15 protein-coding genes are annotated in these 17310 nt (G+C 43.3%); 7 read left to right on the top strand and 8 right to left on the bottom strand.

The features are described 5' to 3' along the window. The first annotated feature begins 14 nt into the window (after positions 1 to 14). Genes RTS09_RS00760 through RTS09_RS00770 form a run of 3 tightly spaced genes read left to right on the top strand, consistent with a single transcriptional unit; the run spans position 15 to position 3000 of the window. Positions 15 to 1112 (top strand): glycosyltransferase, encoded by a 1098-nt coding sequence (locus RTS09_RS00760; RefSeq protein WP_312533325.1) that lies wholly within the window; start codon positions 15 to 17, stop codon positions 1110 to 1112. Between the two features lie 18 nt (positions 1113 to 1130). Beyond that, positions 1131 to 1886, top strand: coding sequence for a glycosyltransferase family 25 protein (locus tag RTS09_RS00765; protein WP_312533327.1), 756 nt, complete (start codon positions 1131 to 1133; stop codon positions 1884 to 1886). A gap of 16 nt (positions 1887 to 1902) precedes the next feature. Then, positions 1903 to 3000, top strand: coding sequence for a glycosyltransferase (locus tag RTS09_RS00770; protein ID WP_312533330.1), 1098 nt, complete (start codon positions 1903 to 1905; stop codon positions 2998 to 3000). Here RTS09_RS00770 and RTS09_RS00775 read toward each other — a convergent pair. The 5 genes from RTS09_RS00775 to aspS all read right to left on the bottom strand — a co-directional run bounded on the left by RTS09_RS00775 (position 2978) and on the right by aspS (position 8329). After that, entirely contained in the window at positions 2978 to 3832 is an 855-nt protein-coding gene (locus RTS09_RS00775) for a hypothetical protein (protein WP_312533332.1), read from the bottom strand. The genes RTS09_RS00770 and RTS09_RS00775 overlap by 23 nt on opposite strands. Continuing rightward, positions 3823 to 4632: a hypothetical protein gene (locus RTS09_RS00780; protein WP_312533334.1), complete on the bottom strand. Its 810-nt coding sequence runs from the start codon at positions 4630 to 4632 to the stop codon at positions 3823 to 3825. Before RTS09_RS00780 ends, RTS09_RS00775 begins: the two co-directional genes overlap by 10 nt. 108 nt (positions 4633 to 4740) lie before the next feature. After that, a complete protein-coding gene (locus RTS09_RS00785; RefSeq protein WP_409418360.1) occupies positions 4741 to 5523 on the bottom strand; it encodes a glycosyltransferase in 783 nt (260 codons plus the stop codon). 18 nt (positions 5524 to 5541) lie between these two features. Then, the gene (locus tag RTS09_RS00790; RefSeq protein WP_312533337.1) at positions 5542 to 6486 is read right to left on the bottom strand and encodes a lysophospholipid acyltransferase family protein; all 945 of its coding nucleotides are present in this window, start codon (positions 6484 to 6486) and stop codon (positions 5542 to 5544) included. A 22-nt stretch (positions 6487 to 6508) separates the two neighbouring features. After that, entirely contained in the window at positions 6509 to 8329 is a 1821-nt protein-coding gene (aspS, locus tag RTS09_RS00795) for an aspartate--tRNA ligase (protein ID WP_312533340.1), read from the bottom strand. 250 nt (positions 8330 to 8579) lie between these two features. On the opposite strand from aspS, the gene sohB reads away from it, so the two are divergent. The 4 genes from sohB (at position 8580) to RTS09_RS00815 (ending at position 13707) form a co-directional block, all read left to right on the top strand. Next, complete coding sequence (sohB, locus tag RTS09_RS00800) at positions 8580 to 9572, top strand: protease SohB (protein ID WP_312533342.1); 993 nt, start codon at positions 8580 to 8582, stop codon at positions 9570 to 9572. A gap of 121 nt (positions 9573 to 9693) precedes the next feature. After that, a complete protein-coding gene (locus RTS09_RS00805) occupies positions 9694 to 10371 on the top strand; it encodes a DUF1543 domain-containing protein (protein ID WP_312533344.1) in 678 nt (225 codons plus the stop codon). 134 nt (positions 10372 to 10505) lie between these two features. After that, positions 10506 to 12590, top strand: coding sequence for an AAA family ATPase (locus RTS09_RS00810; RefSeq protein WP_312533346.1), 2085 nt, complete (start codon positions 10506 to 10508; stop codon positions 12588 to 12590). A gap of 28 nt (positions 12591 to 12618) precedes the next feature. After that, a complete protein-coding gene (locus RTS09_RS00815; RefSeq protein ID WP_099807908.1) occupies positions 12619 to 13707 on the top strand; it encodes a type I glyceraldehyde-3-phosphate dehydrogenase in 1089 nt (362 codons plus the stop codon). An 87-nt stretch (positions 13708 to 13794) separates the two neighbouring features. On the opposite strand, the gene purH is transcribed toward RTS09_RS00815, so the two are convergent. From purH to RTS09_RS00830, 3 genes are all read right to left on the bottom strand, one after another. After that, on the bottom strand, positions 13795 to 15375 hold the full coding sequence (purH, locus tag RTS09_RS00820) for a bifunctional phosphoribosylaminoimidazolecarboxamide formyltransferase/IMP cyclohydrolase (RefSeq protein ID WP_312533348.1): 1581 nt from the start codon (positions 15373 to 15375) through the stop codon (positions 13795 to 13797). A gap of 152 nt (positions 15376 to 15527) precedes the next feature. After that, the gene (locus RTS09_RS00825; protein ID WP_007116852.1) at positions 15528 to 15857 is read right to left on the bottom strand and encodes a helix-turn-helix domain-containing protein; all 330 of its coding nucleotides are present in this window, start codon (positions 15855 to 15857) and stop codon (positions 15528 to 15530) included. Positions 15858 to 16110: 253 nt separating this feature from the next. After that, on the bottom strand, positions 16111 to 17289 hold the full coding sequence (locus tag RTS09_RS00830) for an MJ0042-type zinc finger domain-containing protein (protein ID WP_312533350.1): 1179 nt from the start codon (positions 17287 to 17289) through the stop codon (positions 16111 to 16113). Positions 17290 to 17310: the final 21 nt, after the last annotated feature.

Genomic DNA, 17310 nt, shown 5'->3' on the forward strand with positions numbered 1-17310 from the left:
CAATAGAGTATTAAATGTCATTGGTTCAGTCACAAAAAATCGTATTAGTGATTAATTCCCTGCAAGGCGGTGGGGCAGAAAAATTTGTTTTGACCTTGGGAGAAGCCTTTTACCAGATGGGTTTTGAGGTGCATATTGTCCGATTTGACCCGATTGTCGAACATACATTAAGCGAAAATTTAATCTATCATCTTATCCCTTTTCGCAATTATCGACGTTTTCCGAAAGGTAAAATTCGGCATTTCTTTTTTGCACGGGCGGTTGATGGCTATATCAGTAAACATATTGGTCAGCCTGTGGCAATATTCGTGAACTTGTACCGTGAACATGAGGTGTTTTATTATTCAAAGCAAAAAAAGGTGGCTTATGTCATCCATAATCAACTGAGTGAAAAATTAAAACTTGCTATCTTGCCGCCCAAGCAGCTTTCTCACTTTCAACGGATTTATACCAAGTATCCTGCTATTTGTGTGAGCGGCGGGGTAGAGCAGGATTTTGTCCGTCAATTTGGAGAACCGACCAAAACCACCACGATTGATAACCCCATCGACCGTGATAACATCCGTGTATTAGCTGAGGCAGCTAGCCCAGATTTACCCAATGTCGCCCGACAGGGCTATCTTATCCATGTGGGCAGTTTTAAAGCCCAAAAAGGGCATGAAATTTTATTGCAAGCTTATGCCAATTCGGCACAGACATTGCCCTTGGTATTGGTGGGTAAGGGTAGTCTGCAAGCGCAAATTGAACAAAACATTATCGCGTTAAACTTGCAAGATAAAGTGATTTTAACTGGGTTTCAAAAGAATCCTTACCCATTGCTAAAGCACGCCACAGGGTTTGTGTTATCCTCGCATTTTGAGGGCTTTGCATTGGTATTGGCAGAGTCATTGGCATTGGGCGTGCCTGCAATTAGCACCGATTGTCCGTCAGGACCTAGTGAGATTTTGCCGCCGCAGAATTTGGTGGCAGTGGCAGATATCCCTACGTTAACTGAAAAAATCAACCAATTAATGAGCCATCCTAGCCAGTTTAACGTGCCATTTAACGAAGCTTTTTTGCCGCAAAATGTTGCCCGTCAGTATTTGGCATTTATGGGGGTTGATTGTGAATAAGCTCAAGCGAGAAAAGTGATGCTAAAAAATTATGTGATTAGTCTCGCTCATCATAGCAAGCGGCAAAGCCATATCCAACAAGAGTTTGCTAAGCAGCACATACCTTTTACTTTTTTTTCGGCGGTCACCCCGGATAAAAATACCCAAGTCGCTCAGCGACTGGCGATTGATATCACAAAGTCGGTATCTAGTGACACCGAAATTGCCTGTTTTTTAAGTCATGCTAGCCTGTGGCAACGCTGTGTGGATGAAAATCTTGATTATATCGGGATTTATGAGGATGATGTTTTTTTAGGTCAGCAGTTCGAGCAGTTGATTCGTCAAACTGATGTTTTTCAAAGCCAAACTATCGATATTTTAAAATTAGAAAAGGTAAGCCCAAGGGTGCATTTGGCTCATCCGATAGTTTTACCTCAGAGTAAACGGACGATTTATGAATTAAAGTCTCGCCATTTAGGCGGAGCAGGCTATCTGCTATCCCATCGCGCTTGTCAGTATCTATTACAATATATCAGAAACCTACCCCAGCTTGAGGCAGTCGATGTGATGCTATTTGATGTGGGGAAATACCCCAAAGCCCTGCCTGTATATCAGCTTGTGCCTGCGATTGTGATTCAGGAGCATCATTTATTACCGCAAGTTGCTTTGGCAAGCAGCCTGCAGGCAACCAGAAGCCGAGAAATTAAACGCCCCTTAACAGGGCTACAAAAAATCAAACGTGAAGTCCTGCGTGCGACACGCCCGCTATATATGACCAACCTTACCTTTGAATAAACCTAAGGAGCCACTTGTGAGCTGCAACCCCTCAAATATCATTGTGTTGGTTATCAACTGCTTGCAGGGGGGCGGGGCAGAAAAGTCAGTATTGACGCTCGCAGAAGGCTTTTATCAATTGGGCTATAAAGTCCATGTCATCCGATTTAAAGCCACCACAGAATATGAGCTTAGCCCCCACATTGATTTTCATATTGTCAACTTTAAGTGGTTTAAATTAATCCCCAGTGATAGGGTGCGTTACCAACAATTTGCTAAATATTTAGATAACTATATTTTAACCCATATTGGTCAGCCATGTTTGACGATTGCAAATTTGGAACGGGCGGACAAGGTATTAAGCTATAGCCAGTTACCCAATGTTATTCATGTGATTCGTAATACTCTTTCTCAAGAACTGAAATTAGCCCAAGCTCTCAATAAGCCTATCGATATAGCCCAGCTAAAGACGACCTATCATGCGCAGCCTTGTGTGGCGATTAGTGAAGGGGTGGCGGTGGATTTTAAGGCGACTTTAGGGCTTACGAATATTACTACGATTTATAACCCGATTGATAACAAGCTTATTGAGGCGATGGCAGAAACATACCCGCTAGAGACTGCGGAGTTTATTGTGCATGTGGGCAGCTTTAAATACCAAAAAGCGCATGATATTCTGCTAAAAGCCTATGCCAAAACATCGCAACGTTATCCGCTGTATTTGGTGGGTCAAGGTAAGTTGATGGCAGAAACCAAACAGCTTGCGGTTGATTTAGGCATTAGCGACAAGGTGGTGTTTATTGGCTTTAAATCTAACCCCTATCCGTATATCAAACACGCTAAATGCTTAGTATTAAGTTCTCGATTTGAGGGCTTTGGGCGAGTGATTGCCGAAGCATTAGCCGTGGATACGCCTGTGATAAGCACCGACTGTCCGTATGGTCCTAGTGAGTTGTTACCAAGACAAAATCTGGTCCCTGTTGATGATATTGACGCCTTAGCCCAATTATTAGAACAAGCAATGGCAAATCCATCGGCGTTTGCCGTGCCGTTTGATGAGCGATTTTTACCCAAAAATATCGCTAACCAATACATTGAGCGATTCGTGACCTCTAATCTGCCCGATACGGAATAAATGTAAACAAATCCTTAGAAATGGGCGAGTGGTTATAAATTTGCACGCCTTTTTGCTGATAGTTGTGGGCTACCCAATCAAACGACGGTACGATACGGTGGGTGATAGCCTTATCAAGTTTGGTCGGGGCAGCATTTTCTTGGTTTTCATAAAACCGTGGCTGCTGGCTATTGATTAAATCAATGCCATACAGATGTATCACTTGAAATCCTAGAGAATAGGCAAGCTGTAACGCCACCAACGCTACCGTTCCCCCTTCAACAAAGCCGTAACGAATATCCCAAGACACCCCAATTTTTTTGTTAATAGTATGATAAGGGCTATGTTTTAGGTGTTTTAGTCGGGTACGTTTATTGAGTGTGACAGCTATTTTGCCTAAAAGGCTAGTTTGCTGAAGGGCAATCAAACTATCATCAATCGGTCTATCGACTGGATAGATGATATAGATATGGTCAGCATATTGAACTAAAAAATCGGGCGCATCTTGCCATAGTTGTTCTGCCACTAAAGCACTGATATACAGCGGATAACCCCCCTGATAATACTGCAGCGGAATACTACAGTTATGTTTAATAAAGCGTGGGTCGGTGATGACATACGCCACAATCTTATCAAATTTATAGTGTTCGGTCAGGCTAATACTGCCATTTACAAATATAACCGACTCACAACCAAGCAAGTCAATGGCATTGGTCTGGATGCTCGGTCCTGACGCCAAAATATGTACCGTCGTATCAGAGACTTTTGGTAGCACAAATGCAGGATTGACAATACGTAGGGCGATTGTCTGAGTAGATCGGGTAAATATCAAAGAATGATTGGCTACCACCATGCTGATTTTTCATCCTTATGTAGTTGTTTTAATGTGGTGAATGCGCTAGGTTGGTCATGCAATCTGGCAAACACCTTGAGTAAGAGTGTGGTAGAAAAAGGGTCTTCAGCGTAAAAATGCTGATACCGCTCACGCATATGTTTTAGTGTATCGTCCTTACCTAGCCTAAAATAGGTCAAACCAGCATACAGCGGTTTATGATGCGCGTACAAAATAGCGGATTTTTCCTCATCTAGACTGGCAGATGAACGACACAGATACTGCTGGGTTTCGTAGACTTTTACCGTATTAATCAAAGTAATAATATTGAGTAATATTGCCTTTCTAGTGGGCTTTGGATCAAAATCAATAAAGGTATCGCAGGCAGAGGCAATCCACCGTAAACTTAAATTATCCATCAAATAGTCAGTCTGCGTTTGCCAAAGATGGGTAAAGGTTTGAAAAGTTTTTTCAGGTTGAAACCGACGGCGTAATAATACAATCAGTATCGCATGGTAAAAACTAAGTTCAGATTGTCCTATAAACTCGCGTTGCAACGTGGTTAAATGCGTGTATAAATTGCGAATACGCCGTGGCTCATAGTCCATAAGCGGGTTTATAGGTTCATCCAGTTGGGAATCATCTAATAAATGGGGGTGGGCTTGAATAATCGTGTCAATGATAGAACAGGTATCACTATCAATCATACGACTTTTCATCGCCTCAATATTTTGCCCGGCATAGTGGTCAATAATTTGATTCGCCCCAAGGCGTTTTTCACTTTTAAATAATAAAATAAACTTACGATACCAGTTTGCCATTTTTTATTATTCCTAAAACCGCAAGCTTATGTGAAAGTTGTTCTAAGTTTAATTATCCGCTGCCCAATTATCCATTAATTATCTAAGACTTAACTACCAAAGGTTAAGTTATCGCCAATAATCCCTAATCCAGTCAGTTGGTAATACCTTACGATACCATTTACCGCTTCTACCCATGATGGCATCAGGTGGATTCACTTCCCCATGAAAAATCACCATTTTTGCCCCTTTAGGCAAAATCGGCGGTTTGACAAAACTTAAGGGAAATGGCTGCACGCATTGGTATTTAAAGCTCACGCACCAAGACGCATCCCAATATTCAAGGTGATGATGTTCACGCAAATAATTGGATAGGTAAGCTTGCTCATGGCGTACTTGGCTACGAATCGTTTCAAAATTTTTCTCAAAATTTGATAACAAATTCGGATAAGTATGTTGTCCGACTTTAAAGCGATACACCGATGAATTACCCACCATGCGCCACGGTTTTTTCCAATCACGGATTATCACCACACTGTCATCGTGCTGCGCTTGATAAGTAAAAAAGCAATCAATATTATCGACAATCACAATATCAATGTCCAAAAATAACGCCGTGCCTTTTAAATCATATAATTCAGGGCTAAAGGTGGTCAGTTTTTTCCAGCCACGTTCAGGAATATTACTGGGTAAATTGAGCTCAGGAATTGGGTAGCATTTGACGTTGGCATCTATCCCTGTGCTATCATCGGTCAAACATACCATTTGAAAGGGCAACGTTAAATGTCTGTTAACCATATTGTACAGGCGATTAACGTACTCAGCACCATATTTGGTACCCCATTTCATACAAATAATGTAACGGTTTTCATCAGGCAGAGCAGGCGCTGAAGTATAATTTGGTAAAGTCATAAGTAAATGATTATCATATTAAGTAAGTGAATTGATAATATCATGATTGCTAAGTTTTGGATAACGCTGGCGAACCGCTACTGCGATGGATGGCTTGGCATTATAAATAACCGGAAATCCTGGCACACGTTTAAAGCGCTTATAGCCCCACATATATTGACTGGGGAAACGGTCAATCATTCGCTCGATGGCGTGGTTCATCGCAGTTGTCGCTGTCACCATGTTTTTGTCATACAAGGTGGGGTCAGTTAACTCATCACAATAAATATCAAAGCCTTGTCCATCATCACGGCGTACACAGGTCAAACCTACCAAGCTACATTTGGTTTTACTGGCTAATTTGCTAGCAAGAGTACTGGTCAATGTCGGAATACCAAAAAAAGGCACCACTTCACCGCCAGATGGGTCAGGGACATGGTCAGGTAATATGATACTAAAACCGCCTGCTTTTAGGGTTTTAAAAATCGCTTTTACCCCAGTGGCATCGGTTGGTACCAAAGTTGCATTTAGTCGCTGACGCCCTTGTAGCACAAACTGATTGGCTTGTTCACCTTTCACGGGTTTATACATGATGGTCGGTGCGCCGAACTGGTTGAGCCACGCATTCATGATTTCCCATGTTCCCAAATGCGGCACAATTGCAAGCATGCCATTGGGGTTTTGTAAGCCTTGCATTAAAACTTGTTGATGATGCACGGTATGGATTTGTTTGACCGACCACGCAGGTGGCATCGCCCAGCTTTTAGCCGATTCCACCATGTTTTTGCTTTGATTGGCAATACAGGCTCTAGCAAGCTGGTCACGCTGAGTTTCGGTGAGTTCAGGATAGACAAGTCGTAAGTTAGTATCAACGGTTTTTATGATACTTTTGTCACGACGAAGTGAAATGATAAAGCTTGCGATATGTGCCAATAGATACAGCATCCACATTGGCACATATTTGAGGAGAGTAAAGGCATTCATCTAATTAAAGGTGTGACCTTGATTAAGATTGTGGCACTTTACTGTCTTTTTCGCGTATACGAATACCCAATTCACGCAGTTGTTTGCCATCCACAGGCGCAGGGGCTTCAGTCAGCGGACATTCAGCCGTTTTGGTTTTTGGGAAGGCGATGACGTCTCGAATCGATTGTGAGCCTGTCATTAGCATAATTAAACGGTCAAGACCGAATGCCAAACCACCGTGCGGTGGCGCACCGTATTTTAGCGCGTTAAGTAAGAATGAGAATTTTTCTTCGGCTTCGGCTTCAGAAATACCCAAGGCTTCAAATACCGCTTTTTGCATATCCAAAGTATTGATGCGCAGTGAACCGCCACCGATTTCAGTACCGTTTAATACCATGTCATAAGCGATAGACAGCGCGGTTTCTGGGTTGTTTTTCATCGCTTCAACCGTGCCTTTTGGCTTGGTGAAGGGGTGATGCACCGACGTCCATTTACCCCCCAGCCCATCACCACTGTCGGTTTCTTCAAACATTGGGAAATCCACGACCCAAAGCGGCGCCCACTCACAGGTCAGCATATTTAGGTCTAGACCCAATTTGACACGCAGCGCACCCATGGCATCATTGACGACTTTGGCTTTATCCGCGCCAAAGAAGATAATATCACCGGTTTGCGCCTCAGTACGTTTAATCAGCTCGACCAATACTTCATCGGTCATGTTTTTGATAATCGGTGATTGTAGACCTGATTCTTTATCGACACCGTTGTTGATGTTGCTCACATCGTTGACTTTGATATAAGCCAGACCTTTTGCGCCATAGATGCCGACAAATTTAGTATATTCGTCAATTTGTTTACGGGTGAGGTCGCTACCCTGTGGTACCCGAAGCGCTACCACACGACCTTTTGGGTCTTGAGCAGGGCCTGAAAATACTTTAAATTCCACAGACTGCATGATATCAGCCACGTCAATTAACTTCATAGGAATACGCAAGTCTGGTTTGTCAGACGCATAGTCACGCATCGCTTCAGCGTATGTCATACGCGGGAAGGTATCAAATTCAATGTTCATCATGGTTTTGAACAAGTCTTTTGTTAATCCTTCGGCAATGTTCATGATATCTTCATCACTTAAAAATGAGGTTTCGATATCGATTTGGGTAAATTCTGGCTGGCGGTCAGCACGTAAGTCTTCATCACGAAAACACTTAGCAATTTGATAATAACGGTCAAAACCCGCCACCATCAATAGCTGTTTAAATAGCTGAGGTGACTGTGGCAATGCGTAAAACTCACCGTTTGACACGCGGCTAGGCACCAAATAATCACGCGCGCCTTCTGGGGTGGCACGGGTCAAGATGGGGGTTTCTACATCCAAGAAACCTTGGTCATCTAGGTAACGGCGAATGGTCGAAGTAGCTTTGGCACGAAACTTCATACGCTCTTGCATCTCTGGACGGCGCATGTCTAAAAAGCGATATTTTAGGCGCAGTTCTTCAGAAACGTTGGTAAACTCATCATTGAGGGGAAATGGCGGTGTCTCAGAAGTGGCGATTGTTTCGATGTCTTTGGCCAATAACTCCACTTGACCGCTGGTCATGTTTTTGTTTTCAGTACCGGCATAACGCTGACGCACACGGCCAGTGATTTTGAGCACATATTCAGAACGCGCGCTATCTGCTGTAGCGAATGCTTCTGGGGTATCTGGGTCGATGACCACTTGCAGTAGGCCTTCACGGTCACGCATATCCAAGAAAATAACCCCACCGTGGTCACGGCGACGATGCACCCAACCGCAAATAGTGATGGTTTGGTCGTTTAAGTTTTCGGTGACAAGCCCGCAATAGTGTGTACGCATCATAATGAAGCAATCCCAATATTTTTCGTAATGTACGAAGTAGCAAAAATTTTTATAAACGAATATTATGCCTTGTTTACTCAAATTTCACAATATGAAACACGGTTTATCATGCATATCTACTAGCCATGCCTGTCACAGACATTTCGCGAATATTGTGTGGATAAGCGATTGAAAACAGCAAAATAAACGCTATATAAAACCCATTGTGTGAATTTTTTCCTTAATTAGAGCCCTTAATTAGAGAGTTATTATGCTATTTCAAAATGCCAAACATCCGCTTGAAATGAAAGTCACCCATTTAAATAAAGTCAAAGCCCAGCGCAAACAACAATTACAATTGCAAATGGTGAATGATAAAGGGTTAACATCACTCATCAGCCGCGCATTGACAGACTTGACGAAAAAAGACAATCCCAAAAAAACCCCTTCAAAATTTGGTCTGTTCAAAAATAAACCCGCTAACAAAAATTGTTTTGTGCTTGATTTTCATGGCGATATAAAAGCCACTGAAGTACAGCAACTGCGTGAAGAAATCAGTACGCTACTGACGGTTGCGCAAGCTGAAGATGAAGTCATTGTGCGCCTTGAATCCTCAGGTGGCATGGTACACGCGTATGGTCTCGCTGCTGCCCAGTTGGCACGTATAAAAGAAGCAGGACTACACTTAACGGTCTGTATTGATAAAGTCGCCGCCAGTGGTGGCTATATGATGGCGTGTGTGGCTGATGAAATTTTGGCGGCGCCATTTGCGGTGGTGGGCTCGATTGGTGTGGTGGCACAAGTGCCTAATTTTCATGATTTATTAGAAAAACATGACATCGATGTCGAAGTATTTACCGCAGGTAAATACAAACGCACGGTAACCGTTTTTGGTGAAAATACCGAAGAAGACAAACAGAAATTCCAACAAGAACTGGAAGAAACGCACAAACTATTTAAAGACTTTGTACGTAAATACCGTCCAAGTTTGGATGTTGAACAAGTGGCAACTGGTGAGCATTGGTACGGTGAAGATGCGATAACGCGCAATTTGGTCGATGCCTTGCAAACATCGGACAGTTATATCTTAGAGAAGATGACGGATAGCGAATTGTATGCCATTCAATCTCGTCAAAAACCGACCATCGCGCAAAAGCTAGGCATCTCGCAAGCGGCACAAGCGGTGGTAGCGACAGCAATTGATAAACTACCAGATGCCTTGGCAAAGTTAGAAAGCGCTAAAATGCCGATGGTCAAAAAATAACCGTAAGATAAAATGATAAAAACCTGCGGTGATAAAAACCTGTGACAAAAACCCGTGACAAAAACCTGAGATGGTTCGCAGGTTTTTAATTTTTAATGGCGACACATTTGGGCGTATAACTATGAAACTATTTATGTTAAAAATCGGGGCGCGTCCCCAAGGACGACTGATTGAACAGCATGATGTGATGTTTGTGATTGCAAATAGCCTAAGTGAAACAATTGAGAGTGTCAATCAGCATTGGCCAGCAGTCAAAAACAACTGGCACTTAGACGCATGGCGAGAAGTGAAGCGAGTGGGTGATTATCAAATTTTGTTGTCGAAAGACAGCTTGTCAAAAGATGGATTGTCGAAAGATGGATTGTCAAAAGATAAAGCGCTTGCAGATAACATATTTGCAGATGATAAGGTAGATAACAAATTAGATAGTCAAGGCAAACAACTTTATTTTGTCAATTTAGGTGGTTATCTACCAGGTCAATTTGAAGAGTTCCATTATAAAACACTTGTGGTAGCCGAGACGCTAGGTAAAGCAACGGCGCAAGTTAAAAAAACGGCATTTTATCAAGACTATACATTTGATAATGTCGATACCGCCAAAAGCGGCGTGGCAACCAGTCATGTTGATGATAAGCAGCAACTGGACTTGGATGATATTCACTGTGTGGCTGATTTACTGCCAAGAGACGTGGCATTAACCATTCAGCCATTAACCGAGCCTGAAAAAAATCAGCTACCGGTCGATGCGCTGCATATTGGTTATTTAAGTCTCAAGCAAATCAAAACCATGATTGACTAACTGGTGAAGCATTTGATAGCGTATTTTGGCGCTGTCAATCATTGCCTTTACTCGGCTTTGCCTTTATAGTAGGCTCATTTTTAACTCGCTTTTTTTAACCCCTTCTTTTTATCTATAAAAGCTTTGTATAACCAATGAAACAAGCCACCGCCCTTGATATCCTTAAAACTGGTAAAAATGTATTTTTAACAGGCTCAGCAGGGGCGGGCAAGACCTATACCATCAATCAGTATTTGCATTATCTGCGCGCAAGGGATGTGGCGGTCGCGGTGACGGCAAGCACAGGCATTGCTGCCACTCATATGAACGGCATGACCATTCACAGCTGGGCGGGCATCGGCATCAGTAATGAGCTAACCGCCAAAGACATCGCTCGCATCAAAAAACGCACGGTGGTTGTGGAGCGCATTGAGCGCACCAAAGTATTGGTGATTGATGAAATCTCGATGCTGCATCGACAGCAATTTGAGCTGATTAACCAAGTGCTACAAGCCATCAAAGAAAACACCTTGCCGTTTGGTGGGATACAGCTATTGGTCGCCGGGGATTTTTTTCAGTTGCCGCCGATTGGTGAGCCCCATGAGAGCAACCGCGATAAATTTGCTTTTATGGCGCAAGCTTGGCTGGATGCAGATTTTCAAATTTGCTATTTATCCGAGCAGCACCGTCAAACAACTGACAAAACAGCGGCGGCAGGCAACACCTATTATGGCTTGGATTTGACTGCGATTTTAAATCAGATTCGTAGCCAGCAGTTTACCCCCCATATCATGCCTGCTTTGACCGCGACGGCTGAGCATGTGCTAGCCGACAACCGTACCCGACTGTTTACCCACAATGTCAACGTACAAGCTATCAATGAGCAGGAACTTGGTAAACTTACCACAGCGGCGCATACTTTTCGCGCTTGGGGAGAAGGCGATGAAAAGCTGGTAGAAACGCTAAAAAAATCCGTACGCAATACCCCAGAGCTGGTGCTCAAACTTGGCGCAAAAGTGATGTTTATCAAAAACAACGCCGAGCTTAATGTCTCAAATGGCACCATGGGCAAGGTAGTTGATTTTGTTGCCACCACCCTTAAACAACCAAATAAACAAACAAACAGCCCATCAACAAACAGCCCATCAAAAAACCTATCTGAGCCGCTTGATGAACAAGCGCTAGCAGCAGATGAAAGTGCCTTGCTCGATGCCATCGAACAAGAACAACAAGCCGATATGGCAGACTTGCTCGATGAAGTCAATGGCGGTCAATCACAACAAACTCACCCCAGGGATGAGGAGAGGGATGAGGATGATATAGCCGCTACAGACACGGCTGATGACAAACTGTCGGAGTTACTTTACCCCTTGGTTGAGCTCAATGACGGCCGCAAAGTCATTGCTGAATATGATTCATGGCGTATTGATGATGAAGAAGGTGAAATACTGGCTGCCTATTACCACATCCCCTTGACGCTGGCGTGGGCGATTACCATTCACAAAAGCCAAGGCATGACGCTAGATGCGGCAGAAGTGGATTTGTCGAAAACCTTTGAAAAAGGGCAGGGCTATGTGGCTTTATCACGGTTAAAGCAGCTATCTGGACTACAATTACTGGGCGTCAATGAATTAAGCTTACAGCTTGATCCCTTAGCGCGCGGGGCTGACCAGCGATTTCAAGCGATCAGTGCAGAGCAAGAATGTGAATTTTTGACGCGCAGTAAAAAACAGCTCAATGACCTTCATCGTGAATTTATCATTCAATGCCGGGGTACGCTGGATAAAGAAAAAATCGCTGCGTATGAAAATCGCGCCAAACAACAGCAAAAACTGATTGAAAAACGTCGCCATGCTGTACAGCAGCTGCAATCTTTGGCGGATGATGCGGCAGGCGTTATCACCCCCACGGTGCTGGAAACTAAAGCCTTGTTGGATGAAAGTTTGACCATTGCAGAAATTGCGCAAGCCCGTAATCTCGCCCAATCAACCGTGATGGGACATATCGAGAAAATTGCTGAGCATTTTCCCCGCGCCAACATCGCGCATCTACAACCTCATGACGAATGGTTACAGCCGATTAATAAGGCGTATCAAAAAATAGCCAAACGTGATGACAAACGCGATAAAGATAACGATGGCAAAATCAAAATTCGCGCGATTGTCGAAGAGTTAAGAAACGCCTATTCTTATAATGATGTGAAACTTGCCTTGTTGTTTTTAAAACCGCATGGCAATTGAGCACTTGTCTAGTAAGGAATATCCCTGATTGAATGCTTCTACTATCAAACCTTTTAACATCGCTATTAATGGCTTTGGTCGTATTGGGCGCAACGTGCTACGTGCTTATATCGAACGGTTTTGTCAAAATCCTTTACAATTACAGCCGTTAAACATCGTCGCCATCAATGATATTGCTGAGCCAGCAACCCTGTTACATTTACTCAAATATGACAGTACCCATGGTCGATTATCGGCGGTCAGTAATATCCATATTGAATTAAAAACAGTAGATTTGAGGGAAAAACAACAGCATTTTTTGCTATTAAGCCAAGGGGAGTTTCGGCAAAAAATTGCATTGATACAGCAGCCCATTGCCACCAAATTACCTTGGGAAAAACTGGGCATCGACATGGTGCTTGAGAGCACCGGTCATTTTCGTAGCTATGAACAGGCGTCGCAGCATATTATCGCGGGCGCCAAGCAGGTGATGATTGGGGCTGCCCCGTTTGATCATGTGGATGCCAGTATCGTAGTGGGCGTCAATGACCATGAGCTTAGCCGTGATAAAAAGATTTTATCCAGTGTGTCGTGTACCACCCAAGCGCTCGTGCCTTTACTATATGTATTGCATCATGCCTATGGCATCGAATCAGCGATGATGACCGAAATCCATGCGGTGACCGCTGACCAAACCGTGCTAGACCAAGTGCATCGTGATTTGCGCCGTGCACGGGCTTCTGGTCATAACATTATTCCAACCACATCAAGTAGTATCGCTGCGGTCAATCGGGTGATGCCGCATATGGCAGGCAAGGTGAATGGGTATTCCATTCGCGTACCGACCATGGATGTCGCGGCAATTGATGTGACATTTACCTTTGACAAAGCCACGGATGTTACTGCTATCAATCAGCTGTTAAAACATGCCAGTGAACAAGATTTATTGGGTATCATGGATTACAGTGATGAGCCATTGGTATCCAGTGACTTTATCCATGATGCGCATTCATTGGTGATTGATAGTTTACAGACCATGAGCGTGGGGCGGCAATTTAAAGTGTTTGCTTGGTATGATAATGAATGGGGCTATGCCAATCGGATGCTCGATATTTGCCAAACCTTAGCGAAACTATAAACCTTAGCAGAGCTATAAAAAGAAAAAAATTATCAATTAAAACAGGCGAAACCTAGTCAGTTTCGCCTTTTTTATGCCTAACAAAAATTAATGTCTAAAATGACGCATACCGGTGAACACCATCGCAATGCCATGTTCATCGGCTGCAGCAATGGTTTCGTCATCGCGCATGGAGCCACCTGGCTGGATAATCGCCTTAATTCCCACCGCTGCGGCATTGTCAATACCATCACGGAATGGGAAGAAGGCATCGGATGCCATCACCGCACCCACAGGTGATAGACCAGCGTGCTCAGCTTTAATCGCGGCAATACGGGCTGAGTTCACTCGGCTCATTTGCCCTGCGCCTACCCCAATGGTACGCCCATCTTTGGCATACACAATGGCGTTGGATTTCACATATTTAGCGACTTGCCAAGTAAATAGCAAATCATCGAATTGTTGCTGAGTCGGCTGTACTTTTGTCACCACTTTTAAATCATTTAAAGTAACTAAGCCCAAATCTTGCGCTTGCACCAATAAACCACCGGTGACGCGTTTAAAGTCAAACTGGGCTTGGCGCTCACTTGGGTTTGGTAATTCACCGCAGACTAACACGCGCACATTTTTCTTGGCAGCCGTGACATCGAGTACACCATCGGCAACGCTTGGGGCGATAATGACTTCAACAAATTGCTGATCCACAATCGCTTTTGCTGTTTTGATATCTAATTCACGGTTAAAGGCAATGATACCGCCAAACGCAGATTCTGGGTCAGTGGCAAAGGCTTTTTGATAAGCATGGGTTAAGTCGGCATCCACGGCCACACCACAAGGATTGGCGTGTTTAACAATGACACACGCAGGCAAATCAAACGATTTCACGCATTCTAATGCCGCATCGGTATCTGCGATGTTATTGTAAGATAGTTCTTTACCTTGTAATTGCTTGGCGGTGGCAATACTGGCTTCTTTTTGACCATTAACCTGCGCTTTTTCGACATAAAAAGCGGCTCGTTGATGCGGGTTTTCACCATAGCGTAAGTCTTGCGCTTTGTCCATTTGCACGTTAAAAGTACGCGGGAATTGGTCAGCCGATTCAAAGCTTTGCAGGCGGTTGCCTAAAAAGTTGGCAATCATACCATCATAATGTGCGGTATGCTCAAATGCTTTTACCGCTAAATCAAATCGGGTGGTATCACTGATGCGGCCGTTTGCTGTTAGCTCGCCCAAGATTGCTGCATAATCGTTGGGGCTTGTCACAATGCTGACATGGTCATGATTTTTTGCCGCGGCACGCACCATGGTAGGTCCACCAATATCAATGTTTTCGATGGCGTCTTCTTTGGTGACATTCGGGTTGGCAACGGTTTGGGCGAATGGATATAAATTGACAACGACCATGTCAATGCGGTCGATACCATGTTCTTGCATAATGGCATCATCAGTGCCGCGGCGACCTAAAATACCGCCATGAATTTTTGGATGCAGGGTTTTTACCCGACCATCCATCATCTCTGCAAAACCTGTGTATTCTGCGACCTCAGTCACTGCTAAGTCATGTTGTTTGAGTAGTTTGTAGGTGCCGCCTGTTGATAGTAGACGAAAACCGTGGGTGATTAGACCTTTGGCAAAATCCACAATACCCGATTTATCAGAAACAGAGAGCAATGCATAAGATTGATTCATAATTGACTCGACTCGTTGACAAAAAAACACTAGGGGCAGAAAAAACAAAAAAGTCAGTTATGACGAACTGACTGATTGACTTTCATACCCCAACTCTATAAATTCCAAAATATAGGGATATCTTATCATAAAAAAGCGGGTATTTTTATCAATTATAGCAATTGGTGGGTTTTGAGTTTTTTCCGCAATGTACCGCGATTAAGTCCCAAAATCTCGGCGGTTTTGGTTTGATTGCCGCGGGTGTGTTCAAGGACGACACTGATTAGCGGTTTTTCAAATTGTGACAACATAAGCTCGTAGAGCTGGGTCGGTTGTTGTTCTTTTAAATTATCGAAGTACTCTCGCACTACAAGCTCAATGTGATGAGCTAGGCTTGCGCTGGGAGAAGTTTGCGATGGGGTATGGGTAGTGTATGGGTTAGATGGGGTATCTGACATATTGGAATACTTGGCGCGATTTTGTAAAGCAACAGAATTGGGCATAACAGATTCTCAAACTAAAGTTGCTGACAAATTTATTGAATAATTCGTTAGTTAACAGATTAAATAAAACTTAAATATCAAGACGAATAATAAAGTTATTAATACTTATACTAAAACAATTATGAAACTGATAGCAAGCTTAAGTTGTTTACAATATGTAAAATTCTGCGATAAATACTGGGTGCTGGAGGCTTGTTTTATCACTATTGGAATGAAGCTAAAAAGAAGCTCAATTGAATGAAGCTAAAAAAATTTAATAAATCAGCTCAATATTGGCGGCTTGAACTTTGGTTTTTGGAAAGTCAATACGCAATTTGACGGGTTTTATTTGATGCGGCATCAAATAGTTGTTACCGGCTTCCAAATAATGGCTAGGGGTGAGTAGGGTTTGCGCAAGTATGGTATTGCCACTGCGCAGCGAAACCTTAACACTCGGGTAGATAATATTATTATCCGTGGTATTGGTCAGGGTAAATATCATGTCAGTCTGCCCCGCTTGTTTGGATGAATGAGCAAGCGCTAGCATCTGCACATCAATAAGACCCGTATCAGCGATAGGCAATTGACAGGCAGGGATTTTATGGCAAATATTTGAGAGCACAGCCGCGTTTGTTTTTGAAGTGATTAGGGTGTCGATGTTAAAAATAATATATTGCACGGCTAACAAAAAGACTAATAGTAAGCTACCTAATCCCCAAATAATGCTCATATTAAAAATTTTTGCATTCGCCAATTGCTGCGAGGAAACTTGTTGCGACAAGCGTTCATCAATCTTTTGTTGATAGGCTAACAAATCTGCTTGTTGCTCACTACGAGTATCAATCGGAATTTGGTCAAAAATATCTGTGTTAAACACCCCATCCATGCCTCGCTTGGCGCCGGCTGTGTCGTCTGCTGCTTCGTTGTCATCCGCTTGTGCCATTAAGCTTAGCAGCCAAGCCTGCTCATCGCCTAACGTCTCGTTATCTTGGGCGAGGTCTATCGCTTCAACGGCGTCCTCATCGCCAATCAATACTTTGGGATTGCTATTTTTGGCTATGGGTAGTTGGTCAAAATTGTCTATAATCTCTAAGTCATCTATGGTGCTGTTTGATTTAGCATAGGCTGATTTTGTATGAGATTGTGACAAGGGATAGGGTGAGATGGGTTTAACTGGTTCATCGACAATGAGATTGCCGGCTTCATCAATACCTGACTCATCGTCAAATAAAATCTCCTCAGATTTATCATCGATGAGCGCCGAGGACGTCTGATGGTTTGGACTTGCCGGCGGATTGTTGTTAGTAATTTTTTGTTGTTCTAGCTGGTCGGCGGCGGAGAAAATGGTTTTGCAATAGGAACAACGAACGTACCCATTTTTAATGGCTAACTGTTCATCATTGATTTTAAATGCGTGTTGACAGTTTGGGCATTTAGCATTGTACAAATTCATCGCAACATCACTTCCCTTTTA

The sequence above is a fragment of the Moraxella sp. CTOTU47618 genome (assembly GCF_032017425.1).
GTDB lineage: Bacteria > Pseudomonadota > Gammaproteobacteria > Pseudomonadales > Moraxellaceae > Faucicola > Faucicola tetraodonis.